This window comes from Paenibacillus sp. J22P51 (assembly GCF_059692215.1).
On sequence record NZ_JCAUAZ010000004.1, the window covers coordinates 55,703 to 81,714 of the forward strand.

General features: G+C 45.0%; 21 protein-coding genes and 1 riboswitch. Of the genes, 16 read left to right on the forward strand and 5 right to left on the reverse strand.

Annotated features, from left to right (window positions below):
* The first annotated feature begins 28 nt into the window (after positions 1-28).
* From AC58QC_RS11185 to AC58QC_RS11225, 9 genes are all read left to right on the forward strand, one after another.
* Positions 29-733, forward strand: coding sequence for a response regulator transcription factor (locus AC58QC_RS11185; protein ID WP_497415220.1), 705 nt, complete (start codon positions 29-31; stop codon positions 731-733).
* Positions 706-2,079 (forward strand): sensor histidine kinase, encoded by a 1,374-nt coding sequence (locus tag AC58QC_RS11190; protein ID WP_497415221.1) that lies wholly within the window; start codon positions 706-708, stop codon positions 2,077-2,079. The genes AC58QC_RS11185 and AC58QC_RS11190 overlap by 28 nt, the downstream gene beginning before the upstream one ends.
* 574 nt (positions 2,080-2,653) lie before the next feature.
* Positions 2,654-4,351 carry an ATP-binding protein gene (locus tag AC58QC_RS11195; protein ID WP_497415222.1) on the forward strand — a complete coding sequence of 566 codons (1,698 nt, stop codon included), beginning with the start codon at positions 2,654-2,656 and terminating at the stop codon, positions 4,349-4,351.
* Between the two features lie 145 nt (positions 4,352-4,496).
* Positions 4,497-4,658 carry a hypothetical protein gene (locus AC58QC_RS11200; RefSeq protein WP_497415223.1) on the forward strand — a complete coding sequence of 54 codons (162 nt, stop codon included), beginning with the start codon at positions 4,497-4,499 and terminating at the stop codon, positions 4,656-4,658.
* A 176-nt stretch (positions 4,659-4,834) separates the two neighbouring features.
* Positions 4,835-5,401, forward strand: a complete 567-nt coding sequence (locus AC58QC_RS11205) for a 5' nucleotidase, NT5C type (RefSeq protein WP_497415545.1) — start codon at positions 4,835-4,837, stop codon at positions 5,399-5,401.
* 670 nt (positions 5,402-6,071) lie between these two features.
* Positions 6,072-6,800: a (Fe-S)-binding protein gene (locus AC58QC_RS11210; protein WP_497415224.1), complete on the forward strand. Its 729-nt coding sequence runs from the start codon at positions 6,072-6,074 to the stop codon at positions 6,798-6,800.
* On the forward strand, positions 6,797-8,314 hold the full coding sequence (locus tag AC58QC_RS11215; RefSeq protein ID WP_497415225.1) for a LutB/LldF family L-lactate oxidation iron-sulfur protein: 1,518 nt from the start codon (positions 6,797-6,799) through the stop codon (positions 8,312-8,314). The genes AC58QC_RS11210 and AC58QC_RS11215 overlap by 4 nt, the downstream gene beginning before the upstream one ends.
* Positions 8,307-9,047 carry a LutC/YkgG family protein gene (locus tag AC58QC_RS11220; protein WP_497415226.1) on the forward strand — a complete coding sequence of 247 codons (741 nt, stop codon included), beginning with the start codon at positions 8,307-8,309 and terminating at the stop codon, positions 9,045-9,047. Before AC58QC_RS11215 ends, AC58QC_RS11220 begins: the two co-directional genes overlap by 8 nt.
* 13 nt (positions 9,048-9,060) lie before the next feature.
* Positions 9,061-9,768 (forward strand): FadR/GntR family transcriptional regulator, encoded by a 708-nt coding sequence (locus AC58QC_RS11225; RefSeq protein ID WP_497415227.1) that lies wholly within the window; start codon positions 9,061-9,063, stop codon positions 9,766-9,768.
* Positions 9,769-10,203: 435 nt separating this feature from the next.
* Here the strand turns inward: AC58QC_RS11225 and AC58QC_RS11230 are convergent, their stop codons facing one another.
* From AC58QC_RS11230 to AC58QC_RS11250, 5 genes are all read right to left on the reverse strand, one after another.
* A complete protein-coding gene (locus AC58QC_RS11230) occupies positions 10,204-11,283 on the reverse strand; it encodes a Ger(x)C family spore germination protein (RefSeq protein WP_497415228.1) in 1,080 nt (359 codons plus the stop codon).
* Complete coding sequence (locus AC58QC_RS11235; RefSeq protein WP_497415229.1) at positions 11,280-12,389, reverse strand: hypothetical protein; 1,110 nt, start codon at positions 12,387-12,389, stop codon at positions 11,280-11,282. Before AC58QC_RS11235 ends, AC58QC_RS11230 begins: the two co-directional genes overlap by 4 nt.
* A gap of 3 nt (positions 12,390-12,392) precedes the next feature.
* Complete coding sequence (locus AC58QC_RS11240; RefSeq protein WP_497415230.1) at positions 12,393-13,736, reverse strand: spore germination protein; 1,344 nt, start codon at positions 13,734-13,736, stop codon at positions 12,393-12,395.
* Positions 13,737-13,814: 78 nt separating this feature from the next.
* The gene (locus AC58QC_RS11245) at positions 13,815-15,479 is read right to left on the reverse strand and encodes a diguanylate cyclase domain-containing protein (RefSeq protein WP_497415231.1); all 1,665 of its coding nucleotides are present in this window, start codon (positions 15,477-15,479) and stop codon (positions 13,815-13,817) included.
* A 71-nt stretch (positions 15,480-15,550) separates the two neighbouring features.
* Positions 15,551-15,642: riboswitch (cyclic di-GMP riboswitch) on the reverse strand.
* A gap of 257 nt (positions 15,643-15,899) precedes the next feature.
* Complete coding sequence (locus AC58QC_RS11250; RefSeq protein ID WP_497415232.1) at positions 15,900-16,562, reverse strand: phosphatase PAP2 family protein; 663 nt, start codon at positions 16,560-16,562, stop codon at positions 15,900-15,902.
* A gap of 477 nt (positions 16,563-17,039) precedes the next feature.
* Here AC58QC_RS11250 and AC58QC_RS11255 point away from each other — a divergent pair, with 477 nt between their 5' ends.
* The 7 genes from AC58QC_RS11255 to AC58QC_RS11285 all read left to right on the forward strand — a co-directional run bounded on the left by AC58QC_RS11255 (position 17,040) and on the right by AC58QC_RS11285 (position 25,979).
* Positions 17,040-18,548 carry a malate:quinone oxidoreductase gene (locus AC58QC_RS11255; RefSeq protein WP_497415233.1) on the forward strand — a complete coding sequence of 503 codons (1,509 nt, stop codon included), beginning with the start codon at positions 17,040-17,042 and terminating at the stop codon, positions 18,546-18,548.
* 398 nt (positions 18,549-18,946) lie between these two features.
* On the forward strand, positions 18,947-19,882 hold the full coding sequence (locus AC58QC_RS11260) for an ABC transporter permease (protein WP_497415546.1): 936 nt from the start codon (positions 18,947-18,949) through the stop codon (positions 19,880-19,882).
* Between the two features lie 16 nt (positions 19,883-19,898).
* Positions 19,899-20,780 carry a carbohydrate ABC transporter permease gene (locus AC58QC_RS11265; RefSeq protein WP_497415234.1) on the forward strand — a complete coding sequence of 294 codons (882 nt, stop codon included), beginning with the start codon at positions 19,899-19,901 and terminating at the stop codon, positions 20,778-20,780.
* 62 nt (positions 20,781-20,842) lie between these two features.
* The gene (locus AC58QC_RS11270; protein ID WP_497415235.1) at positions 20,843-22,360 is read left to right on the forward strand and encodes an extracellular solute-binding protein; all 1,518 of its coding nucleotides are present in this window, start codon (positions 20,843-20,845) and stop codon (positions 22,358-22,360) included.
* Positions 22,361-22,401: 41 nt separating this feature from the next.
* Positions 22,402-23,868, forward strand: coding sequence for an aldehyde dehydrogenase family protein (locus tag AC58QC_RS11275; protein ID WP_497415236.1), 1,467 nt, complete (start codon positions 22,402-22,404; stop codon positions 23,866-23,868).
* Between the two features lie 33 nt (positions 23,869-23,901).
* Entirely contained in the window at positions 23,902-24,813 is a 912-nt protein-coding gene (locus AC58QC_RS11280) for a dihydrodipicolinate synthase family protein (protein WP_497415237.1), read from the forward strand.
* On the forward strand, positions 24,810-25,979 hold the full coding sequence (locus AC58QC_RS11285) for a mandelate racemase/muconate lactonizing enzyme family protein (RefSeq protein ID WP_497415238.1): 1,170 nt from the start codon (positions 24,810-24,812) through the stop codon (positions 25,977-25,979). Before AC58QC_RS11280 ends, AC58QC_RS11285 begins: the two co-directional genes overlap by 4 nt.
* The last annotated feature ends 33 nt before the right edge of the window (positions 25,980-26,012 follow it).

Below are 26,012 nucleotides of genomic sequence, written 5' to 3' on the forward strand. Positions count from 1 at the left end.
TGCGGTGCAACAATGGGGAGGAAAGTCGATGAAAGTACTCGTTGTGGAAGACGAGTTGCCTTTGCTGCAAACGATACGAACCTTGCTGGAGGAAGAAGGCTACCAAGTGGATGCGACAGACTGCGGCGAAGAGGGCTGCTATTTGGCGGAGCAAGGTATCTATGATTTGGTCGTGCTTGATCGGATGCTGCCTGGGATGGATGGTGTCAAAATTGTGCATAGCTTGCGGGCTAAGCAAGTTCTGACGCCCATCTTGTTCCTCACGGCAAGAGATAGCGTTGAGGATATGGTAAAGGGACTCGATTCAGGTGCGGATGATTATATGACGAAGCCATTCGGAGTACCGGAATTACTAGCAAGAGTCCGTGCGCTGCTGCGCAGACGCGGGGGGATCGAGACGGAAGATCGTCTTGCCTATGATCAGCTTGTACTGCAAGGGAGAACGAAGGAAGCTGCGATTGCTGGGCATGCTTTGGAGCTTACGTTGAAGGAATTCGAGCTGCTCGAATATTTGCTGCGGAATCGGGGCCAAATTTTGACTAGGGAACAAATCTGTCTTCGCGTCTGGGGACTTGATTCGGACGTAGGGTCAAATGTAGTGGATGTCTATGTCTACTATTTGCGCAAAAAATTGAAGCCTTTCGATTATGATCACATGATCCATACGATTCGGAATGTTGGATATATTTTAAAGGAGAATGCCGCATGTTCAAAAAGACCCGAATTCGTCTGACGGCGTTGAACGCGGTTGTTTTCTTCGTCATCATTGTCTGTCTGGGCATGATCGTCTATACCGAATTGCGGCATCAATTGTATGCCAAAGTTGATGAATCGTTACAGCAGAGAGCCCAGCAGGATACACAGTTTTTCTATGCCAAATCTCAAATGTTGTTGCCTAACGAGCCTGCAGATGGAAAGACTAAGAAGACATTAATTCAGATCCAAGGGATCGATCCTCGCGTGTTTTTGGTACTGTGGGATGATCAAGGGAACTCATATCCGATTCTAGCCGGGGCAGGGATGAACAAAGAGGTCGATGCCTTCAAGCCCTATAGATCCATCCAAATGCCTCAAACAGTTAACATGGCTAATCATTCTTATCGTATTTATGCCGTTCATTATGAGCAGCCGAAAATGATGAATCTGAAGGTGTTGAATGATATTTCCCTGGCGAAGGGAATAGATACCGTCACGCCCTCTTCGATTTTCACCGAGGCTTCAACGAAGATTGTGTCGATTCAAGCCATAAGCCTCATCGACTCTGAGCAGAATATGTTGAAGCAATTGTTTGAGCTTATTTTAATCGGGATTGTGGTAGGTGGCGCTATAACGGTGTTGGCTGGTATGTATCTTGCCAACCAAGCGCTGCGGCCGATCAAGCAATCCTGGGATAAACAGCAGCAGTTCGTTGCGGATGCCTCCCATGAGCTGCGCATGCCGTTATCCATCATTCGAGCGAATGTGGAGCTCGCCTTTCGCCATCCAGATCAATCCATCCTGAACATGAGCGAGCCGTTATCTGTGGTGCTTGAGGAATCGAAACGGATGGGAAGATTAACGGAACAGCTGCTAACGCTGGCCAGAGCGGATTCCAATCAAGAGGAAATCATGCTGAAACCTTTGCCGCTGACTGAAGTAATCCGCGAAGTTGTGCAGAAGTTCGAACCGTTAGCTGAGCTGAAGCAACAGAAGCTGGAATCCGATGTAGAAAGTGGGATTGAGCTTATGGGGGATGTCGAACGGATCCACCAGCTGCTGGTCATTCTGCTCGACAACAGCATGAAGTTCACCCCAGCGGATGGAACGATTCGCGTTATTGCTCGTAAGAGGGGGCACGATGTTGAACTGGTGGTGGAAGACACGGGAGTCGGGATTTCGGCAGAGGACCTGCCGCATATCTTCGACCGTTTCTATCACGGTGACAAGTCGCGGACGCGCAGCACCGGAGGCACGGGCTTGGGCCTCGCGATCGCGAAGTGGATCGTGAGCAAGCACGGCGGTGAAATCACACCAGCTAGCGTGCTGGGACAAGGAACGAAGATGATGCTTCGCTTCCCGGTGTGGCAGCGGAAGGGGTAGTGCGTAAGCGTGCGAGCGTGCAGCACCTAGAAGGTGCTGTCGCAGGAACGTAATGTTCCGTCTGGAACGGAACTGAGATCCCTTATTCCCGCGAAAATGCCCCTTTTCGCCGAGTTGCGGAACTCAGAGCCCTTATTTCGGCTCAAATAAGCGCAATCCCTCGATTTCAGGTCGAATAGAGGACCTACGTTCCGTTTCTTCGGCATTCAATCCAATTTCGCCAAAATAGCTTCACTTAAATAACGCCTGCCTTTCCCTTCCTCTGTTCGCAGGGGATGGCGGAGGGCGGACAGATTTCGGTGAGACGTGGGAAATAAATATGGCTGTCCTTAAAAAGTAGATTCATCTACTTTTTTGAGGACAGCCTCTTTTTCTTGATTCCCCGAATTGCGGGGATTGAAGGATTTATGTAGTGACTATAGAATAACTTTGGAATAGCTTACTAATGGGATTAAACCCTAATCTTAATAAGGTACTGAATTAGAGCTATTAGAATTATAACCAGATTTTATTAAACAGAGAGCTGGACACTTGCCAAGATAAATACAGTCAAACGGTAGTGAGGGGAACATGCATGCATGATTTACATACAATAACTAAATTAACAAATCATTATTTAATACAAGGAACTGGTGCTCATATTCTCTACGTCTTTAATGAAATCGATAGATATATATGTAATGCAGTCAGCTTTATCATTGAGGGGTTAGCAAAGAATGAAGTTATCTTATTCGTTGATACTGTAGAATTGATTGATAAAGTTAAGGTTGAATTGAAATCAAAAGGTTTTACGGACAATGACTTCCAGAACCTAATCTTTGCGGATAGTACGCAATCATATCTTGTGGGAGATCAATTTGATGCTGATAGGGCCGGGATGTTAATAGAGCTGCTTCAACCGTATTTTGAAAAAAGATATAAAATACGTACTTGGGGACAAGTTCCTTCGCTGGAGCATGATTTTCTTTTAGAAAATCTTCGAGCGTTTGAATGCAATAGTGATAATTTCATTGCTCTAACTGGCTTGATTTCAGTCTGTGTTTATAATGGCTTGACCACACCTGCCTATATCCAGAACGAGTTAATGAAGACGCATAATTACTTTATGACAGACAGTGAGTATTGTTTATCACCTCTGTATAATAGAGAACATTTTAAATTTCCATCTGGCGAAGAGTTGGAGAGATTACGAAGGCTAGAAAAGCAAAATAAGGAACTAAGAGATCGAAACGATCAATTAACCGTTGAGAATAAATTGATTGTACAAAGTGAGCAAAAGGTTCGAACCATTATTGATCAAATGCCCATTCCTGTCATCATTAGGAGGAATGCCAGTATTCTTTTCCTGAACAGTGTAGCACAGAAACAATTCCCGATTGCCAATCGGAATATTGTAGAAGAGAATCATCTGCATAAATTTTTTGAAAAGTATGATAAGGAAGCGGTTGTTTCAGATAACAGGAAGGTCCAACAACATCAATGTAGTGTTAATAATGGCAAGAAAATATACTACCTAGTTCAATCGATTGATATGATATTTGAAGGTGAGACAGCAATTCTTCATTCCTTTGTAGATATTACTCATGAGAAAGAAAATGAAAATCTAATCATCCGTTCGGAGAAGTTGAATGTTGCAGGTGAGCTTGCCGCAGGTATTGCCCATGAATTACGAAATCCGCTTACTGCAATTAAGGGCTTTTTTACAATGTTAAAGAAAACGGATGAACGAAAAGAAATGTACTATAGGATTATAGATGAAGAGCTTTCTCGAATCGAGCAAATAGCAAGCGAACTATTAACCTTAGCTAAGCCTCACTCTGATAATCGTAGAACTCATAACCTTATTCAAATCATCAGTGAAGTGAAAATATTACTTACTCCCCAAGCAAACATGGAGAATATTGAAATAATTGTACAATCGAATAGCAAGGAGCTATACATAAGCTGTGAAGACACGAAGATTAAGCAAGTCTTTATCAATTTGATAAAAAACGCAATTGACGCGATGAAAAATGGTGGGAGTATTGTTATTGAAATCAAGGAAGTTAGAGATACTATTCAAGTTCTGGTTATTGATCAAGGAAGTGGTATTCCAACCGAGATCATGAACAAGATTGGTGAACCTTTTTATACAACGAAAGAAAAAGGGACAGGTATTGGTCTGATGGTTTGCTTTCAAATCATTGAAAGTCATGATGGAACTATCCAACTGGATAGCAAGGTTGGCATTGGTACTACGTTCACCATAACATTACCTGCATTAAGGGATTGAAATTGATTTCCTAAAAGAGTATAGGGCCAGTGAAAGCTCTTTTTGTTTCACTTGGAGAGTATGCTAAAATACGGATAGGCAGATTCATACTCTGCGTATGCTAACGCACAGAGATTTCCAAAATTTCAATTTGGGAGGTTATCGTATGGATGATTATTTTTTGGTTACGGACGGTAGAATTGTACGCTGGGACGGGCTCAAACTAGGGGGAACCAAAATCCGAGCAGATGAGCTAATAGAGTCTTTTGGACGTAAGGCACTTGATGAAATCGAACAATATGGATTTTACATAATAAAGAAAGCTTAACGATTTTTCTGGAATTTTCACATGCCCAGGGAGAGTAGTAAATTTCGTTGCATTAAAAATTAGGGATCCCCATAAATTGGGGATTTTTTATTTTAGTGTACCTATACGACGAGGATTAGGGTTGATAGGTATTATTAACCATTAAAGACTAAAGAAAGGCAGGGGTTGTTCTGCATATTGGAGTAGATTTAGACAATACAATTCTTGATGCCACTTCATCATATTTGCATTATTATAATCAAGCCTCTGGTTTATCGTTCACCCCCAAAGATGTCAACGATTTTTATTTTTATCGACTTTACGGGTGGGACAATTCAGAACGAGAAGAAATTTACCATACATATGGTCATGACATTCATTGGAATTCAATACCTTTTCCAATGGCAATAGAAGCACTAGGTGAACTGTCAAATTATCATCAAATATCAATTATCACTGCTCGCCCTCTACTGTTTCGAGATGTTACTATAGGTTGGCTAGAGCATTATGGGGTTAAATACCATACCATAACATTTACTGAGAATAAGCTTGATGAATGCATGAAGTCCAGAGTAGATGTGCTGATTGATGATGCTCCTCATTATGCCAATGAGTTCTCCCGTAGAAATATGCCAGTAATTTTATTTGAGCAGCCATATAATGTATCCGTTAACACAGACTTGGTTTATCGCGCAAACAATTGGCTGGAGGTAAGAAAACTTATTGGTGATTTAGAAACTAATAATATTTTGAAGAGTTTGTAGTTCAATAATTTATAACGGAGAACGAGAGTTCAATGATAATGATAAAGGAGCAGTTTGCCGCAGGCAGTTGCTTCACTGTTCGGAAAATGAATGTTGTAAATAAACAAAAGTGCCGCAATAACCTGCGGCACTCATCATCAAGTCGAGCGATTTTGCGCATACGAATCGTTAAGCGGAACGAGAGGACGCTATTTTGTGATTTTGGAGCATTCTGGTGTGCTAAGGGAACGAGAGGGCGCTATTTTACTATTTCGAGCGAAAATACAGTGCCCAACACGGAAATAGCGTCCCTAGGTTCCGCATCGCGCGTGAAAACACCCTTTTCAGGCGAAATAGCGTACCGACGTTCCGTATCTCTAGCTTGATGTGGGAGATTTCGCAGGCTTTTTCGACTAATGCGAGAAATTTCCAACTAAAAGCCTGCATAATCGCAGGAATTCACAACTTAATCATGGGGGACATACAGGCAATGCGTTAAAGGTACCTTGTAACATCTGCTCAATGACAGGCGTATTAGGGATTGTCTCAGCAAGGAGCGATTATGCTAGACAAGCGTAGTAAAGTTTATTTCACATACCCCCCATTTACCCCTTCTCAAGACGTGGGTTTTTATGTTAAACTCAACTTGTCTGACAACCTGATAAGTTTATGAAAGAAAGTGGGGCTTCTCATGAAGGTTTCCTTATTTATTACGTGTCTAAGTGATGCATTATATCCCAAGGTGGGCGAAGCGATTGCGCGCTTACTCGGGCATTACGGAGTTCTATTAGAATTACCGACGGTGCAAACGTGCTGCGGGCAGCCTGCTTATAACAGCGGCTACTGGGATGAGGCGAGAGCAACAGCGAAGACGCTGCTGACCGCATTTGATGATAGTGATTTTGTGATTTCGCCTTCGGGCTCTTGCACGTATATGATTCATCACTACGCGAATTTGTTTAAGGATGAGCCGGAGTGGTTGGAGAAAGCCACGCAGCTTCAGAACAAAACTTACGAATTTACACAGTTCCTTGTAAGTGTCCTCAATATCACGGACTTGGGTGCTGTTTTTCCACATAAAGTCACATATCACCCGTCCTGCCATGGAAGCAGGCTGCTCGGCGTGAAGGAGGAGCCGCTTGCCCTTTTGCAAAGTGTGAAAGATCTGGAGCTGGTACCGCTGCCATTTGCCGATGATTGCTGTGGATTTGGGGGGACGTTTTCGGTGAAAATGGCCGATATTTCCGGTGCGATGGTGCAGGAGAAAGTCGATCATGTGAAGGAAACCGAGGCTGAGGTGCTGGTCGGACTGGATTTGGCTTGCCTGATGAATATTGCGGGGAATTTGCGCTATCGAAACGAGCCGGTGAGAGTTATGCATCTAGCTGAGCTGCTATATGAAGGGGTGAAGCGGGCATGAGTCACACGACGGGGAAATCATCAACGGTTAAAGAACGGGCAGATATCGCGTTAAATGACGAGTTTCTGCGCAAAGCCGTTAAGTTTACGACGGAGCGGCTGCGCGGCGGCAAGATGAAGGCGGCGGCCGATCATGGGAACTGGGACGATTGGCGTGAACGCGGCAGACAGATTCGTCTGCATACGATCGCACATTTGGACTATTACTTAACGACGTTTGCGAACAATGCGAGAGCGAACGGGGTTCATGTGCATTTTGCAGAAACGGATATCGAAGCCGTACAGCTGTCACTTCAGATCGCAGAAGCGAAGGCGGCCAAATCGGTTGTCAAATCCAAGTCGATGGTGACCGAGGAACTGCATTTGAACAAAGCGTTGGCCTCCATTGGCGTTGAAGCGATTGAGACCGATCTGGGCGAATATATTATTCAACTAGCGGACGAAACACCGTCCCATATTATTATTCCAGCTATTCATAAAAATAGATATCAAATCGCCGAGCTATTATCAAAAGATGCAGGAGAGACTTTGGCCCCGGATACGACGATTCTTGCTGGCTATGTTAGAAAGAAATTAAGAGAGAAATTCCTAGAAGCGGATATTGGGATGACGGGTTGTAATTTTGCCATTGCAGAGAGCGGATCGATGGTCTTGTTCGAAAATGAAGGCAACGCCCGCATGGTAACGACGGTGCCCAAGACGCAAATCACGCTCATGGGGATGGAGAGGATTATCCCTACGTGGGCTGACCTCGAGGTCATGGCAACGCTGCTTCCTCGTTCAGCAACGGGGCAAAAACTGACCGTGTATATGTCCGGCATCACAGGCCCGAGAAGAGATGTGGACGCTGATGGGCCGGAAGAGATGCATATCATCATCGTAGACAACGGGCGCTCGCAGCAGCTCGGCGACCCTGAGTTCCAGGAGCTGCTCAACTGCATCCGTTGCGGCGCATGTTTGAACGCGTGCCCAGTGTACCGCCATATCGGCGGTCATGCCTACGGAGGCACGTACAGCGGTCCGATCGGCGCAGTGCTCACACCTGCGCTCAAGAAAAACGTCGCGGAATGGGACGATATCGCCAACGCTTCAAGTCTTTGCGGGGCCTGCTATGAAGCGTGCCCGGTGAAGATTCCACTGCACGACATGCTTGTGTCACTGCGCAGGCGTAAGGTCGAGGCAGGCCACGGCGACAAAGTCGAGGCCGCAGGTATGAAGGGCTTTGCTGCGGTGATGGGAAATGCGAAGCGTTTCAACGCCGTCCTCAAGCTGGGCAGAATCGGCCAAAAGCTGGTCGTTCGCGACGGTGGCATCCGTCTGAAGGTCGGCCCGCTCAAAGGGTGGAACTCCTATCGCGTAACGCCGAGCCTTCCGAAGGCATCTTTCCGGGACGGTTGGAAAACACTCGAGCAAGAAATTCGCCATGGACTTACGGAGGCCGATCCGGCTATCCAAGCAAGAATGGCTGAGGCATTGGCAGCACGGGGCAAAAAGGGAGGACATCATCATGGGTAAACGAGACATCACGCCGGAATGGCAGGAGAAGTTAAATGAGCTGGATCAGCAGTCCCTAGCCGAGCAGGAACGTTTCATCCAAGGCATCGCCCAGAAGCTAGGGCGTGCGCGAGTAACTTCGAAGCCTGCGCATCCTTTCCAAGGCGCTTCGGATAGCTGGAAAGCGTTCAATTGGTCCCCAGAAGAACGCATCGAGAACTTCACGGCGAACTTCCATGCCGCAGGCGGGCATGTGGTTAAGGTCCCTTCGATGGAGGCAGCGAAAGCAACCATCCAAGAACTCGTCAACACACTAAGCATCAAGCGTGTTATCCACCAGGATCAGGCTGAGCTTCATGCGCTTGAGCTGAAAGAAGCGCTCCCGGAAGTCGACCTCGCAATCTGGAACACGGATGAGGACACCAACTGGAAGGCTAGCGCAGCAAATGCTGATCTAGGCATTGTCATTGCTGACCATGCTGCGGCTTACACGGGCTCGCTAACTGTGTTATCATCGAAAGAAAAGGGCAGATCGGTGAGCCTGCTCCCAACGGCATTGATCGTTTTGCTGCCTGTTGAACGATTGAAAACGAGATTAGGCGAAATTCTCGCCCCACTCGATCAGATAGCAAGGAAAGACCTGCCAGCCGGTATTCACTTCATCTCGGGACCTAGCCGTTCGGCGGACATTGAGAACGATTTGACGATTGGTGTTCATGGTCCAGGGATTGTACACGTGCTACTTATCGGATAGAAGAGGTACTCATATGGAAGTTACGAAGCTGCAGAAACAGAATCACTATGATGAGATCGCCCAGCAGATTAAAGATATGATCGTACAGGGACAATTGAAGATGGGGGATAAGCTCCCTTCCACCAAAGAGCTGTCCGAGCGCTTCGGTGTCGGACGTTCCACGACACGGGAAGCGCTCAGCGCTCTGAAGGCGATGGGCCTCATCGAGATTCGGCAAGGAGGCGCGTGTCGTGTCATAAGGCAAGCACCTACTGAGGTTACCCTGCCAGAGTGGACATCGCTTCGCATGAATCGGACAACACTCTTGGAGCTCATGGAAGTGAGGCAATCTTTGGAGATTTCGATCGCATCCATTGCAGCGAAGAAACGAACGCCCGAAGATTTAGCTCAGTTGGAGCGCATCATGCAAGACATGGAGAGCTCCGTAGGTAATGATGCGGAGGGGGAAAGAACCGATCTTGCCTTCCATGAGCTGCTCGTGCAAGCGACACATAACGCAATTATGGTGCAGACGTGCGACTCTATCCGCAATGCGATGGAAATGATGATTCGCGATATCCGCCGTGCGGAACTGTATGCGAATCAGGCAGTGGCGGTTCAGCTTTTGAAGGAGCATAAGGTCATCTACGAAGCGATATGCAGCGGAGATCCAGTGCTGGCGTCTGGGGCGATGCGCGAGCATTTGGAGCATGTGGAAAGTATTTTGATCAAATATATATGAATACACAGAGGGGCCTCCCACAACGCGATTAGCTGAGGGAAGGCCTTTTTTTGTGAAGTTAGTCGAAAAAATCGACTAACTCGAGAGAAGCAGAGGCCCTGCAGGTGAAGTTAGTCGAAAAAATCGACTAACTCGAGAGAAGCAGAGGCTCTGCAGGTGGAGTTAGTCGAAAAAATCGACTAATTCGAGAGAGGCAGAGGCCCTGCAGGTGGAGTTAGTCGAAAAAATCGACTAACTCGAGAGAAGCAGGGCCTTGCAGGTGGAGTTAGTCGAAAAAATCGACTAACTCGAGAGAAGCAGGGCCTTGCAGGTGGAGTTAGTCGAAAAAATCGACTAACTCGAGAGAAGCAGAGGCCCTGCAGGTGGAGTTAGTCGAAAAAATCGACTAACTCGAGAGAAGCAGAGGCCCTGCAGGCGACGGGGATCTCGGTTTTCTCAATGCACCAATCCCGTACTTTCGATTTTAACATGCGTTTCCACCTCGAATTTAACCTCCGGATAAACGGATTGCCAAAACGTCCAGTCTTTTTCTTTCCCAAAATACTGTCCCAAATAGTGAAGGCCGAATCCATACGGGTCCACCTTGGCATCCCTGATTTTGTATAGGAGGGTCTCTAATGTTTGGTTTACTTGCTGTTCAAGCAACGGCTGTACCTCATGAATGTTCAATCCCAAGGTGCCTTGCTCAACCAAACCTGTGAGATTGAGTATCAGCTTGACGACGGGGGTAGCCTCTTTCGTAACGGAGATGTGCCGGGAGACTCGCGCAACATAGAAGGCCAGCGGCTGCCCATTATAAGTGGTAGCGATCCCCGACTTGCTGAACTCATTCGCACTCATATTATAGAGTTGAGTCTCCTGCGGGTTGAGGACGATACGCTGTTTGGTTTTATTAAGTAAAGCAAGTTGCTCGACGACGTATGAATCACCGTCAAAGCTAATGATTGGAAAATAGGGATCCAACCCTTTTTCTTTGAAACGCCGGAAGGTGTCAAACAGAAGCTCGGTTACCGTGTAGGGAGATACCGTTCCTTCTTTGCCAAAGGTGAGGAAAAAAGAGTTTCCAGCGAGTCTCTCTGTTGTTGGGTTCGCCTCAAGTAATTTACGTGCATTAGGTTCTGCGATGGCCATATAAGCGATCAATTGAATGTCGCGTCTTCGCGAAAGCCAATTCAAAGGCTCTTCCAAGGACTCCTTCGCTAAGCTATCCCCAAATAAGAACATCCGGCAATGCCCGAAATCAAGCTCTTTATCCACATGTGCTTTGAGGTTTCTAACGGCTTCCGCGATGCTCTTGGCTTCCTGATACTCGATCTGGCTTTCTGCCAAGCCTTCTCCCAACTTGGAGGCGGGGATAGCAAGCCGCAGCGTGACGAGATACGGCTTATCTGCTTTGCCGGTCGAATCGATGCCCATGGCGACGACAAAGAAGCGTTTGTCAATGTCCTTAAAGCTGCATCCGCTAAGAAAAGCACTGATTAGGATAACGGTTAGGCAGGTGAGAAATGATTTCATAAGTTTACATGTTCCTTTTTTTGCTTCCTTACGAAATAGAGCATCAGAAATAGGAAATAGATTTCCAGGAGAAATCGCAACACTAACCAATATTCGGAAAAATACTGACTTCGCTCCAGATTGACGAGGCGCATGAATAGGAAGGCAACTGAGCCGATGCCTAACCCGATCCATACATTTATCCATGGGACAGGGTCTTCTTCAACTTCGGTCGAGCCATTGATGGAGTATCGGATCAGCATGATCGTCGTGTGCCATGTATTCATGACGAACAGAAGAGACAACCCTGTGAATAGGAGTAGAAAGACGAACAAAACACGGTTAATAAATCCATATTCCGTCAGCATGGAATCCGCTGTCATACTCCAGAGGTAAACGTAGTCTTCAACCCCTACCGTACCATGAAAGCCGATGGGTACAAAGAAAGTAATGATTAAAAAGGAAACACCGAATACAGGGACAATCCAGCGAAAACGGAATTTAAACCCTACCGTATATAGCCGATTGAAAATGAGGAGGCTGAGGTAGCCAGAGAATAAAAAGGTAGAAGCAGCAACCACCATGAAAGACGGCGGCTTACTGATATATCCAGCCACATAACGAATAGCATCCCAGTTAATATTTTCATTGAAAGTAGCTTTCATGATAAACAAAATGAGCAAGGGAGAGCTGAGGATGACCATGATTTCATGAATGAATTGGACAGAGCGTGTGGATCGGCTGCATGCCCAAACTGCCGCAGTTGTCATGAGAAACAAATTCAGATAGGGATTGACGTCTGGGTAAAAGAACATACGGACCGTCTCGGAGTAAGCATAAATAACGATAATTCCAGCTGGCAGCCAAAGACACAGTGCAGCAAATAATATGTTGGCTTGGGTAAACCAACGGGGGGTATACCGATCACAGATCTCTGGAAAGCCGAGTCCAGGAAACCGCTCAAAGCAAGACATAGTACCAAGCGAGAGAATGGAGCCAATAACCATCGCGACAAGCATGCCCGAAACGGCACCATTGAACCGATCTCGGATCAGCAAAGAGGGGACAAACATCATGATATTAATCATGCCGACATAGAGCACATGATAGTAGGTATACCGCGACATGACTTACTTTGACCCCTTTCTAAGGTTGTTATGGTGTGCTTTCGCCTCAAGTTTGGGGATATATAAGGCCAAATAAGGTTGGCCAAAGCTTCTAAGGCTGCACCAATAGGAAATTAAGATGAAGCCAAGAACGACGACACCAAGCAACCCATAGAAAATCGAGGCAATTACGAAAAAGTACTTAATGAATCGGACGGAGTAGCCAAAGCCGTTATTTGGAATAACGAAATTAGAAATCGCGACCACGGAGGTCACAATAATCATAATACTGCTGACTAATCCAGCTTGTTGGATCGCTTGACCCAGAATGAGGCCCCCAACCGTTGTTGCGGTGGAGCCAACATATCGCGGCAGCCTGAGACTAGCCTCGTTCAAGGCTTCTATCATAAATAGCATGATGAAGACTTCGATGAACGACGGATAGGGGACGACGACACGGCTTCCTGCGATCGAAAGTGTCAATTGGACACGCAGCACTTCAGGATTATAGGAGATAATCGCAATATAAAGAGCAGGCAGCGTAATCGTTAAAACCATGGCGATGTAGCGGAGCAGGACTAGGCACTTGCTCATCCAATACGATTCATAATCATCATCCATGGCATGCAGGAAATCGAAGAGCCGAACAGGAAGCACGAGTCCGAAGCGGCTTCCATCTTGAAGCAGGGCGATTTTTCCTCGTTCAAGATTAGCTGCGATACGATCCGGCCGCTCTGTTTGGAGGATGATAGGGAAGAAACGATGCCTCCGTCCCGAAAGCGCCTGCATGAGCTGGCCGGCGGCTTGGAGAATTTTGATTTGTATGTTGGAAATTCGCTCATTTAATAGTCCAAGTACATCTTCATTGACAAGATTCTTATCATAAAGAACGGTAATACGCGTTTTCGAAATTTGTCCAATCATGTGCTTTTCTACGCAAAGGGAGGGCGCATTATAGCGCATACGAACGAGGCTTATGTTTAAATCCAAATCTTCGGTAAGGGCGCTTTGAGGCCCTTGAATCGCAACTTCTACCTGAACGGTGTCGGGCTTGTCCTGAAACTTTCGCTGCACGTCGAAGCGGTAGACCTGATCTTCAATTTGAAAGAGAACAGTACCTTTGAGTAACAAGGGTGTCCAATGCTCGGATTGATCCACTTTACCGAAGGCAGGATTCGCGTGAAGATTACGTTCGAATTCTTCGGGGTTAAAGCAATAAGAGTAAGGAATGGTCAATCCATTCTTAATTAAAGCCTGATCGCAGAGAGAAGGGAAGTAGCTCACTTCCATTTGCATATAGCCATTGTCGAGGGTGTCATAGAATAGGTCAGCTGGATTGTTCAACTCAGCACGGATTTGTTCGATCATGCGAATTCCCCCAATTCCCTTACATTACCATGCGGCTTAGCGTGCCCTGAAAGGGGGGAGAATAATCAGCGGAGGAGGTTAACCTTGCAAATATTGTTCCAAGACAATTTTCTGGGGGAATTTCATGTGCATACCTTGTTGAAAGAATTGGTAATTGTTTCGCCCCAGATCCTTGGCGGCATACATGGCTTGGTCTGCATGCTTGAGCAAAAGCTCTTGTGTATCGCCATCGTAGGGATACATCGAAATACCAATATTCGTAGAGACATAAATATCCCCAATATCCATGTTAAAAGGAATCTCCAACAAAGCGATGATGTTCTGGGCTTGCTCTCTAATCGTTTGTTGATTCCCTTGGGGAAGCAAGATGATAAATTCATCGCCGCTTAATCTAGAGACGGTCCCATTCTCGGGTAAGCAACTAGAGAGTAAATCAGCAAATTTATGCAAGGTGTGATCCCCAACCAGATGACCGAAGGAATCATTAATCCATTTGAACCGATAAATATCCAGAAACATAACGCCTAAGGTCTCATGGTGCTGTTGGGCGTGAGCTAAAGTATGCTGGAACAGCTCATTGAATTGATTGCGATTAGGCAATCCAGTTAAATGATCGAAGTACGCTAACTGATGAATGAGTTCTTCTGATTTCCTTTTTTCCGTTAAGTCCCTGAGGTAGGCCGTATAAATCGTTTTCCCCCCATAAATGATATCCGTAATGATAATTTCGGCCGGAAACTTGCTGCGGTCTGATCGGTACGCGATAATTTCAAAGCGTCTGCCAATGACGGAATCGGCCTTCTGACTTAACAGTTGATATAACAAAGCAGCATCTTGTCCGTCTTGATCGAAAGGAAAGAGGAGATCGAATAACGTACGTTTCAGCGCTTCTTTGCGCGCGTAGCCGAATATGGCTTCTGCTGCAGGATTGAATTCAATGATCCAGCCCTGAGATTTGAACATGAAGATACAATCGATGGCTGATTCTAATATAGAAGCTTTAAGCGCAATCTGTTCCGCCAATCGTCGATCCACAGAGAGCGAGCTAATAAAACTGATGGCAAAGATGAGCAGCGTTCCAAATGCCACATACATAGCCACGATAATGAAGTCCATATTCACAGCATTGGCACTATGCGGAAGTGTTACCGGAGGAAACGTCATCACAGCGGATGACATGCCCATATAGTGCATACCTGTAATCGCTATACCCATAATAAGACTACTAATGAAGAGTCGGTGATGGTTCCGTTTGAAAAAGAAGTAAAGCGCCGTGATGGATGCTAGTATGGCGATCACAATCGATAACGTGAACGGTACGAGCTTATAGTGAGTAGTCACTTGTAGTAACGAGGCCATACCGATATAATGCATGCCGCTAATTGCTAACCCCATGAATGTACCGCCAATAAGGAACCTCGAACGGATAGAGCTCGCTTGGAAGGCGACCACAAGTCCGACCAGTGCACCTCCAACCGCTACAAGAATGGAGATACTGACAATCGAAATATCATAGGTCACGCCACTGGGCAAATGAAAAGCTAGCATCCCGATGAAATGCATGGACCATATGCCTACACCCATCACGAGGGAACTACATATAATCCAGCTCTTCTGGTGCCATCCTTCCGAAGTGGATACTTTCCGAGCTAGATTCAAAGCCGTAAACGAGGCAAGCAGCGCAATAACGAACGAAAGCAGAACAAGCACGAAATTATAACTTTCCGATAGCGAATTATGCATAAGAGATCCCTCCTACTATTGTCCCGGCATAAAAAAAAGGATCATCCCGAATAAAGGATCATCCCTTCAAATTCGGCAACCTGTCAACCATAGCATCCGAATTGGCATGCGTTAGGCCATGGCTTTGCGTCTCATCGTTTCCGATGATTTGCCCTTTTCGATTTTCATGTTTATCTGTACTTCAGTACCCATTCCATCTACTACTATTTAACTATTATAGAGCAGGTAAAAATTACCTGTATATAGCGATAAATGCGGTCTTTTGTCGAATATAATAAAGAAAGGTAAAGACGAACCATTTTTTTACTTTATAGGTAAAAAACACGGATTAGTCACGTTAGAAGTGACTAATCCGTGTTTATGAGGCTTACTGGATGATGACATAAAATACTTGTATTAGAAAGGGGGAGGTGAAGAATTTTAACTACTACTTGCCTTATTTTTGTTATAGCGATACTCCATATACCATTGAAATAGCCAAACGATGAACGTGAACCAAAATCCACTTGCCAAATAGGCACCTACAACATCACTAGGATAATGGACACCGAGGTAGATCCGGCTAATACCAATGAGAAGAATCATACTTATGCTGCTCAAAATGACCACGGTCCTGCCAAACTTTGAGGGAAGGTGTCTCCAAAGTAGAAACGCTAGTGAAGCATATAAGGCAAAGGCTGCCATGGAATGACCACTTGGAAAGCTGTATCCCGTCTCTTGAATTAACCTATGGAGGGAGGGGCGCTCTCTCTGAAAGATGATTTTAAGAAGCTGATTCAAACCTACGGTGCCGATAAGTAGAATTCCAAACAGAATTAATTCTTTGCGGTGATGCAGGAATTTAATTTGAATAAACAAGCTGCCAAGGAAAATGACAATGACAACTGGCGACGAACCAATGTATGTAAACAACCTCATCATGGAAGTTAACCATGGCGTTTCCAGCCCTTGAATATATGAGATGATACCACTGTCAAAAGCTGCGATCCACTGCCCCTTTAACATGGAGGCCACCACGCTAAAGCTAATTAATGTGAGTATGCTCAAAATAAGAAAAATGGTGACTTTTAATTTAGAATTCATTATCAAGATAGCTCCAATTTCTAGGTGTAATCAAATAGGTGGGTGAATGGATAGGTCGGGATACCCATTTGTTAGTATAGCCACATTCGCGAATGAACTAGCTATTATTTTTAATGAATTTGGGAATACTTTTATTGCTAATAAGTAAGGTGTTTGTTTCCTTTATTGTGCATTCCCGCCATCTCATGTAGTCTCCAGTCCTCCTCGCCATAATAGTCTCCACATATTCTGACAAGGACATTATCTCATTCCCGCGAGTGATTTCCACGCCATAAGGACTATCCGGTAAGACTTCTTCTACGCACTTCTTGTCGTATAGCTTATAACTATCATATAATAGTAAATAAATATTTTAATCGAGTGTTTTATCATGGATCCAGAAAGGTGTATGACTAGGTCGCGCCCTGGCTTGCTGTAGCGCCTAAGGAGTGGCGCCTACATCCTTTCTGCAAATTTTAGGGTATAAGGATGGTAATAATGAGCAACAGAGAAACTAAAACAGACGTCATCTTAATTGGTGCAGGAATCATGAGTGCGACATTAGGGACACTTCTGAAAGAATTAGTACCGGAATGGGAAATTACAGTGTTTGAGAAGCTCGAAACTGCAGGAGAGGAAAGCTCTAACGAGTGGAATAATGCAGGAACAGGACATGCGGCACTGTGCGAGCTTAACTACACTGTCGAAAAACCAGATGGATCTGTAGATATTAGCAAAGCTATTCAAATCAATGAACAGTTCCAGGATTCCATGCAATTTTGGTCTTATCTTGTAGACAGCAAGCTAATCCGTAATCCACAGGACTTTATCATGCCGTTGCCTCATATGAGTATGGTACAGGGGGAGAAGAATGTATCGTTTTTAAAGAAACGTTATGAAGCGATGTCAACGAATTCTCTGTTTCAAGGGATGGAATTTTCCGATGACCCTCGCAAATTGATGGAATGGATTCCGCTTATTATAGAAGGCCGACCAGCGAATGAACCTATCGCGGCAACCAAAATCGACGCAGGCACGGATGTCAACTTTGGTGCTTTAACGCGCATCTTGTTTGACCACTTAAAGAGTAAAAATGTCGATATTAAATACAGACATAGTGTTGATAATATTAAACGTACTTACGACGGCTCTTGGGAATTGAAGGTACGGAACGACAGAGGTATGGTCGAGCGTCATACTGCCAAATTCGTCTTTATCGGAGGCGGAGGCGGAAGTCTGCATTTACTGCAAAAATCCGGCATTCCCGAAGGGAGAAATATTGGCGGATTCCCGGTAAGCGGAATATTTATGGTGTGTAAAAATCCGGATGTTATCGCACAGCATCATGCTAAAGTATACGGTAAAGCTAAGCTTGGAGCTCCACCAATGTCAGTTCCGCATCTTGACACAAGATTTATCGATAACAAAAAATCGTTGCTATTTGGACCGTTTGCCGGCTTCTCACCAAAGTTTCTAAAGACCGGTTCAATGTTTGATTTGGTCACATCCGTCAAACCGAATAATCTCGTGACGATGTTATCGGCAGGTGCTAAAAACATGTCATTGACCAAATACCTGATCGAGCAAGTCATGTTATCGAAAGAAAAGCGCATGGAAGAGTTACGCGAGTTTATACCAAATGCCAAAAGCGAGGATTGGGATCTAGTCGTAGCGGGTCAACGTGTACAAGTTATCAAGGATACCGCTGCCGGAAAAGGGACGCTTCAATTTGGTACGGAAGTTATTAGTGCCGCTGATGGCTCATTAGCTGCTTTGCTCGGCGCTTCTCCAGGTGCTTCTACTGCCGTTTCCGTTATGCTTGAGTTAGTAAAAAAATGCTTCCCGCAACATATCAAAGCGTGGGAACCGAAAATAAAAGAAATGATTCCTTCTTACGGCGTGTCACTAATGAAAAACCCAGAGCTGGTCCACGAAATTCATACTTCAACCGCGCGGACGCTTGGTCTAAACAAAAACAGGTCATTACAGGTAGCACGCCAAACGTAAGATAATACCTAGTTAATGTATCATCATAGTGTAATTTTTGAAAAACCTTGTTAAATCAAGGTTTTTTTCTTTTGTTGCCGCGGCTACAGGAAGATGTATTAAATTGAGACAGAAAGCCCACAGTTATCAACTAGAATTTTCGGATGATAACTATGGGCTTTTTCGTGCGATATAACGGAATGAAGATAGCAGCTAAATTATTACTATTACAGCAAAGAATGATAACTTGAAGATCTCGCATCCGCTAAACCCCCGTCCTGTAAGGGTTTTCATACTTCGAATAAAAGAAGTTAAATGAGTACGATAGCCTGTTATTCATTTGATAACTTATTATACATGGGAAGCCAATAACATATCAGTCAGGAGGAAGTCGAGTGCCGCAACCCTTAGAAGCACAAATGCAAAGAGCTCGATTAAGCTCATTTAAACGATCACAGCTAGTACGAGATCTCATAAGAGATCGATGGATGTATCTACTTTTGTTTCCCGGGATCTTGTATTTCGTCGTATTCAAATATGTGCCGATGCTTGGTCTGGTCATGGCTTTTCAGGACTATAAGCCCTTTGTCGGATTTATAAACAGTCCATGGGTTGGCTTTAAACATTTTGAACGTTTTTTTATGGAGCCTCAATTCTGGTCACTATTTCGAAACACTTTATTGTTAGCCATCTATAATTTAGTCTTCTTTTTTCCGCTTCCGATCCTATTAGCTCTCATGATAAATGAAGCGCGAAGAGAGATGTTCAAACGAATCGTCCAAACACTGCTCTATTTGCCGCATTTCATTTCGTGGGTAGTCGCGGTGGGTATATTTTATGTGCTATTTACAACAGAGGGTGGCATCGTTAATGAATTGCTAGCGCAGTTCGGGTTTGAGAAAATTTCATTTATGCTAAGCGAAGAATGGTTTAGACCCATGATTATTGCGCAATCGATTTGGAAAGAGGCAGGTTGGGGGACGATTATCTTCTTAGCCGCTTTATCTGGCGTCGATTTGCAATTGTATGAGGCTGCTCGGATGGATGGGGCTGGTCGCTGGCGTCAACTCTGGCATATTACGATTCCTGCTATCCGCAGCACGATTGTGATTCTGTTTATTCTAAGATTGGGCAGCTTCCTTGATACAGGCTTTGAGCATATCTTCCTTATGCTGAACTCTATGAACCGTGAAGTGGGCGAAGTGTTCGATACCTATGTGTATCTGAAGGGTTTGACACAGGCTCAATATAGTTACAGTGCAGCAGTTGGTTTGTTCAAATCATTAGTGGGGCTGGTACTTGTCCTCGGCGCGAACAGACTAGCGAAGAAATTTGGCGAAGAAGGCGTTTACTAGGAGGTGGAGATAAACAATGCCAACGAATGACAAGACATTAAGCAATAAAGTATTCGATTGGGTTAACTATGCGTTATTAACCCTCATTTCCTTGATCACTATTATACCGTTTGTCTATATTGTTTCGGTATCGTTTGCAGCTCCTTCGGAGGTTGTCAAGGGCGGATTGCTTTTGATACCTACCAAATTTACGCTTAGCGCGTATAAATATATTTTTTCAACAGACACCATGATTAGAAGTATCGGAGTATCGATTTATGTAACCGTTTTAGGAACATTGATCAATCTTATACTCACTTCGTTTACAGCGTATCCATTGGCTCGGGCCACATTACGTGGGCGTAAGACCTTTATGTTACTGATTCTCATTACGATGCTTTTCAGTGGCGGTATGATCCCGACCTACTTTGTCGTTAAATCGGTCGGCCTGATCAATTCATATTGGTCTCTTATGATACCAACAGCCATCAGTGCGTTTAACTTAGTCGTTCTGAAAAACTTTTTTCAGCAAATTCCAGATGGTTTGGAAGATGCTGCGAGAATTGATGGCTGTAACGATATCGGTACTTTATTCAGAATCGTGCTGCCTTTGTCCATGCCAGCTATGGCGACTTTTGGACTGTTTTACGCGGTGGGACATTGGAATACGTTCTTCCATGCAGTTATTTATATCAACGATTCTGAGAAATGGCCGGTACAGGTTGTGCTTAGGCAAATTGTTCTCATGTCTCAAGATAAAATTGGAGATTCGACCTCACAGTCCGATCCGACGGATTATTTGCCCCAAACGATTCGGATGGCTTCCATTGTGGTCGCGACAATACCAATTGTTCTCGTATATCCGTTCTTACAGAAGCATTTCGCAAAAGGCGTTTTATTAGGTTCGGTAAAGGGATAACCTACTAAGGTTTATCTTTGCATATGTACCATATTATTCATAATTATGGAGGGGTAAGAAAGATGAAAAAACGGTATATGGCTCTACTTTGCTCCATCGCATTGACAACAGGTACACTTGCTGGATGTGGAAACGCGACAGACTCGAAGAAAGAGGAGAAAACGGCGGTGGATAACACGCCTCTAGAGGTGACCATCGCAACGCCTCAGGTTGGGGAAGCGCCTAAAAAAGGCAGTGATATTGAGCAGGCCATAGAGAAATACACGAATGCCAAAATCGATATTCAATGGATTCCAGATGCTGCCTTTGAAGATAAAAAGAACATCATGATTGCTTCTAACGAAATGCCGAAAGCCTTTAAAGTGAAAGCTAACGCTTCGACACTTAATGCCATTCAGTCTGGGTTGTTCTGGGAAATTGGTCCGCTATTGAAGGATTACAAGAATCTATCTGAGCTTAGTCCGATGTATTACGACAACATTAAAGTGGATGGCAAATTGTATGGACTGCCGTTATACCGTGATATTGGACGTGCCGGTATCATTTACCGTAAAGACTTCTTTGGTACCCTCGGATTGAAGCCGCCAGTTACGCTTGATGATTGGTACAATATGGCGAAAACCGTAGCAGAAAAAGATCCAGATAAGAACGGTCAAGCGGATACTTACGGATTCTTCCTAGATAAAAACTATAATGATCCAGTTCTTAGCAGCAGCTTCATGACTCGTCTTTCTGTTCCGAATGGCGCACCTAACAAATGGGGTGTGGAGAATGGGAAAATCGTTGCTGAATTTATGACGAAGCCTTATATGGATTCATTGAAGTTGTTGAAAAGATTGTATTCGGAAAAATTAATTAATCAGGATTTCTCCATCGTGCAAACAGCTGATTCCGATAATAAATGGAATGCGGGTAAAGTCGGCATCCGTGTTAACACGGTAGCAACAGCGGCAGCGCTCTCTTCTGACAACGTTCTGAAGTCTACGCCGACTGCAGTTGTAGATGTCGTGCCTTTCGAAGGACCAACTGGACTTAAAGTGCCAGCTGAGTCTGGGAACAACGGCTTCTTCCTTTTCCCTAAATCAAGCGTTAAGACAGAAGCGGAGCTGAAGCGTCTATTAGGCTTCTTCGATAAGATGTTAGATGCTGAGATGTCAACGTTGCTGACGAGAGGTATTGAAGGCAAACATTTTACCAAGACAGATGATGGTAAAGGTCAAATTAAGGATTTGACAACGTTCAACCTTGAAGTGAAACCATACCGTGACAGCTTGCCGTCATTTGAAACAGCAGGAAAAGGTCTTCCATTGAAGCAAACCGATCTTCAAGCGAAAGGCTCGAAGATCGCTCAAGAAAACTTGAAAAGTGTTGTTCCGAATGTGGCCCTGACGTTTAATTCGAAGACCTACGCTGAAAAAGGCGGAGAGCTTGATAATATGATTCGAGACGCCCAAACCAAATATATTATGGGTAAAATCGATGATGCTGGCTGGCAGACAGAACTCGATAAATGGATGAAAGCTGGCGGCGAGAAGGTTATTGCTGAATATACGGCAGAATACAACAAGCTGAAGAAATAGAGAGTTCATTCAATATAGAGACTGAGAGACGGAGTGAGAACATGCTTACAAATGTAAATGTCATCGAAAAAACGGCTTACATCAATGGCTGCTGGGTAGAACCCGGCAGCCGCCCTTCTAAAGATCATTACAGTCCCCTAAATACGGAGTTGTTAGTAGGACGCAGCATTCAATTGAGCGCGGAAGATGTTGATCTAGCTGTAGTGAGTGCAAAGCAAGCGCTTCCGAGTTGGTCTAGTTTGTCAGGAACACAAAGAGCAAATTATTTGTTTAAAGCAGCGCAAAAGATTGAGGATCATCTTGAGGAGCTGGCACAGCTTCTCACTGCTGAGATGGGTAAACCGATTGGCGAAGCAAGAGGTGAAGTTAATCGTGCTGTCGTGCTGTTCCGCTATTACGCAGGCGAAGGACTTCGTAGCATCGGCGAGGTATTGCCATCCACAGATGGGGTATCCCACTTATACACGACGCGTGTACCGCTTGGCGTCGTTGGTCTTATTACTCCATGGAATTTTCCTGTTGCCATTCCTGTATGGAAGATGGCGCCAGCTTTAATATTCGGAAATACAGTCGTATGGAAGCCTGCAGAACATTCCACTATAACGGCTTCCAAACTCATGCAGCTTTTGGAAGAGAGCGGCTTGCCGAAAGGCGTCGTCCAGCTTGTAAGCGGCTCAGGATCCGTTGTCGGACAGCGAATTCTAGATCATCCTGATGTGACAGGAATTTCATTCACGGGCTCGGATAGCGTAGGCAAACAAGTTTCGCAAGCCGCGTCGTCCCGTCATGCGAAATATCAATTGGAGATGGGCGGGAAAAACGCGACAATTGTACTTGCGGATGCCGATCTGGAAAGAGCGGCAGATGTCATCATTAGCGCTGCTATGCGATCTGCGGGTCAGAAGTGTACGGCTACTAGCCGCGTGATTGTTGAGAAGTCGGTGAAGGAACAATTGACCTCATTGTTAATTGAGCGGGCGAACCGTATTAAGTTGTCTAATCCGCTGAAAAACGATTGTTATCTTGGACCTGTTGTATCTAAGCGTCAATATGAGTCGATTCTTAACTTTATCCAAAACGGTATCCGGGAAGGAGCCCAAGTTCTTGCTGGTGGTAAAGCGAAGACGGAAGGCGAATTTGCCAAAGGGTACTATATTGAGCCTACGATTCTAGATAATGTAGACCCGCAATCTACACTGGCTCAAGAGGAAATTTTCGGTCCAGTCTTAGTGATTAATGAGGCCGATCATCTCGACCATGCGATTGATCTTGCTAACAGTGTTCGTTATGGATTGGCTGCTGCAGTTTTCACACAAAATCAAAAGCATATTCATCACTTTGTAAACCGTATCGAGGCAGGCTTGATTAAGGTAAACGGTGAAACTGCCGGTGTTGAACCGCAGGCTCCTTTTGGCGGTATGAAGCTTTCCAGTTCGTATTCTCGTGAACAAGGAAGAGCGGCCATCGAGTTTTTCACACAGGTCAAAACGGTAGTGGTTACACCATAGTAGTTGGAGTGAAACGAAAGGAAGAGAACCCAGATGGATTATGCTGCATTCAGTAAAAGGCTGGAAACGATTTCAGCTATCAATATTACACCTTTTGATGAAGAGACGCGCCGGATTGACTGGGAAGGACTGGAAGCGAATATTGAGTTCTTGCTGGACAATGGTACCGAAGTGATTGTGCCTTGCGGAAACACTGGCGAATTCTATGCGTTAACGCTGGAAGAAGCAAAGGAAGTGACCAAACGGGTCGTTGAGATCGTAAATCATCGCGCTATTGTCATGGCAGGCATCGGATATTCCGTTGAAACTGCGGTAGAGCTTGGTAAGCATGCCGGGCAGGTTGGTGCGGATTGTGTGATGATCCATCAGCCCATTCATCCCTACATCACGACGCCAGGTGCGGTGTCCTATTACCGTAATGTGATTGAAAGCCTGGATATTCCGTCCATTCTTTATTTGAAAGATGCTCATGTTTCGGACGATATTTTGTATAGTCTGGCACCGCTGGATAAATGCGTGGGTGTGAAGTATGCCATCAACGATCTGCCTCGTTTTACCGAAACTGTACGCAAAATCAGCGCAGCGTACAACATCGCCTGGATTTGCGGCACGGCTGAAAAGTGGGCGCCTTACTTCTACAATGCAGGCGCAAAGGGATTTACATCAGGCTTAATCAATGTGAATCCTAGTATTTCGAAAGGGATGCTGCAAGCATTGCGGGACCAAGACTGGCCTACCGTATGGAAGCTGTGGGAAGATGTTCTGCCTTTCGAGAACTTGCGTGCCAAATATAATGCCGGTAACAATGTGGTCGCTGTGAAGGAAGCGATGGAACAGTTGGGGCTACGTGCAGGTGTTACTCGCGAACCTGTTGATCCTTTGAATGAATCGGATAAGAAGGAAGTAACGAACTTACTAAGAGCATGGGGGCTGCTAACATCATGAAAATTTCAGATCTTAGACTTACGGTTATCGCAATGCCACGAAATACAGGGTTTGTTTGCAAGCATGTCATCGTAGAGATTGACGCTGATAACGGATTAACAGGTATTGGTGAAATGTCGGACTTCTCTCATCTTCCTCATTATTCATTAGACATTCAGGACATGGCTGTGGTGCTCAAGTCCATCTTGCTAGGCCAGAGCCCATTTGATATCTCATTGCTAAATAAGGAGCTGCTCAGCAATTTCCCAGAAACGATGTTTTATTATGAAAAGGGTAATTTTATCCGTAACGGGATTGATGCGGCTTTACACGATCTTTGCGCAAAATCGCTCGGAATCTCCGTAGCTGAATTTATTGGCGGAAGAATCAAAGAGAAAATTAAAGTCTGCTACCCGATTTTCAGACATCGTTTCATGGAAGAGGTAGAAGAAAATCTGGCAATTGTTCGCGAGAGACTTAGTAAAGGTTTTGATACATTTCGACTTTATGTTGGAAAAAACTTGGATGCCGATGAAGCATTTTTGGATGGCGTGAAAAAGGAATTCGGATCGAAAGTAACGATTAAATCGCTGGACTTCAGTCATCTGTTAGATTGGAAATCCGCGTTGAAGGCCACGAAGCGATTGTCGCAATACGATTTCCAAATGGTGGAGAGTCCAGCTGTTCAGAATGATTTCGAGGGACTTCATCATTACCGAATGAACACGGAATACCCAGTAAGCGAGCACGTGTGGAGCTTCCGTCAGCAATCCGAAATGATTAAGCATGATTCTGTCGATATTTTTAACATATCTCCTATTTTTATCGGTGGAATAACCGCTGCTAGGAAAGCGGCGGCGGCGGCAGAAGTCGCTGGGAAATCGTGCTTGATAGGCACAACCCAGGAACTGTCTGTAGGTACAGCTGCTATGGCACATCTGGGAAGCTCACTTGTGAATTTGAACTATACGTCAGATCCGACAGGACCTGAATTGTATATTGGCGATATTGTTAAAAATCCAGTTCAATACGAGAACGGATATCTGCTTGTTCCAGGCCGCGACTTACCTGGTCTAGGTATGGAGCTTGACTGGGATCAGATCAACAAATATCGCGTGGAAGATTTAAGCTGGGGGAACGTTTCCGTTCATCAACTTCAGGACCGCACCTCGCAAACCAAGAAGTAATCATGCAAGCAGCCGTCCGCCAATTAACACCGG

Excerpts from the sequence above, each read along its gene's own strand:
- AC58QC_RS11235 (WP_497415229.1), bottom strand. The coding sequence starts at position 12,389 with ATGTCGCGGTATACCTACTATCATGTGCTCTATGTCGGCATGATTAAT.
- AC58QC_RS11220 (WP_497415226.1), top strand. The coding sequence starts at position 8,307 with ATGGGTAAACGAGACATCACGCCGGAATGGCAGGAGAAGTTAAATGAG.
- AC58QC_RS11230 (WP_497415228.1), bottom strand. The coding sequence starts at position 11,283 with ATGAAATCATTTCTCACCTGCCTAACCGTTATCCTAATCAGTGCTTTT.
- AC58QC_RS11285 (WP_497415238.1), top strand. The coding sequence starts at position 24,810 with ATGAAAATTTCAGATCTTAGACTTACGGTTATCGCAATGCCACGAAAT.
- AC58QC_RS11210 (WP_497415224.1), top strand. The coding sequence starts at position 6,072 with ATGAAGGTTTCCTTATTTATTACGTGTCTAAGTGATGCATTATATCCC.
- AC58QC_RS11190 (WP_497415221.1), top strand. The coding sequence starts at position 706 with ATGTTCAAAAAGACCCGAATTCGTCTGACGGCGTTGAACGCGGTTGTT.
- AC58QC_RS11225 (WP_497415227.1), top strand. The coding sequence starts at position 9,061 with ATGGAAGTTACGAAGCTGCAGAAACAGAATCACTATGATGAGATCGCC.
- AC58QC_RS11270 (WP_497415235.1), top strand. The coding sequence starts at position 20,843 with ATGAAAAAACGGTATATGGCTCTACTTTGCTCCATCGCATTGACAACA.
- AC58QC_RS11255 (WP_497415233.1), top strand. The coding sequence starts at position 17,040 with ATGAGCAACAGAGAAACTAAAACAGACGTCATCTTAATTGGTGCAGGA.
- AC58QC_RS11240 (WP_497415230.1), bottom strand. The coding sequence starts at position 13,736 with ATGATCGAACAAATCCGTGCTGAGTTGAACAATCCAGCTGACCTATTC.
- AC58QC_RS11250 (WP_497415232.1), bottom strand. The coding sequence starts at position 16,562 with ATGAATTCTAAATTAAAAGTCACCATTTTTCTTATTTTGAGCATACTC.
- AC58QC_RS11245 (WP_497415231.1), bottom strand. The coding sequence starts at position 15,479 with ATGCATAATTCGCTATCGGAAAGTTATAATTTCGTGCTTGTTCTGCTT.
- AC58QC_RS11260 (WP_497415546.1), top strand. The coding sequence starts at position 18,947 with ATGCAAAGAGCTCGATTAAGCTCATTTAAACGATCACAGCTAGTACGA.
- AC58QC_RS11265 (WP_497415234.1), top strand. The coding sequence starts at position 19,899 with ATGCCAACGAATGACAAGACATTAAGCAATAAAGTATTCGATTGGGTT.
- AC58QC_RS11280 (WP_497415237.1), top strand. The coding sequence starts at position 23,902 with ATGGATTATGCTGCATTCAGTAAAAGGCTGGAAACGATTTCAGCTATC.
- AC58QC_RS11200 (WP_497415223.1), top strand. The coding sequence starts at position 4,497 with ATGGATGATTATTTTTTGGTTACGGACGGTAGAATTGTACGCTGGGAC.
- AC58QC_RS11195 (WP_497415222.1), top strand. The coding sequence starts at position 2,654 with ATGCATGATTTACATACAATAACTAAATTAACAAATCATTATTTAATA.
- AC58QC_RS11215 (WP_497415225.1), top strand. The coding sequence starts at position 6,797 with ATGAGTCACACGACGGGGAAATCATCAACGGTTAAAGAACGGGCAGAT.
- AC58QC_RS11185 (WP_497415220.1), top strand. The coding sequence starts at position 29 with ATGAAAGTACTCGTTGTGGAAGACGAGTTGCCTTTGCTGCAAACGATA.
- AC58QC_RS11275 (WP_497415236.1), top strand. The coding sequence starts at position 22,402 with ATGCTTACAAATGTAAATGTCATCGAAAAAACGGCTTACATCAATGGC.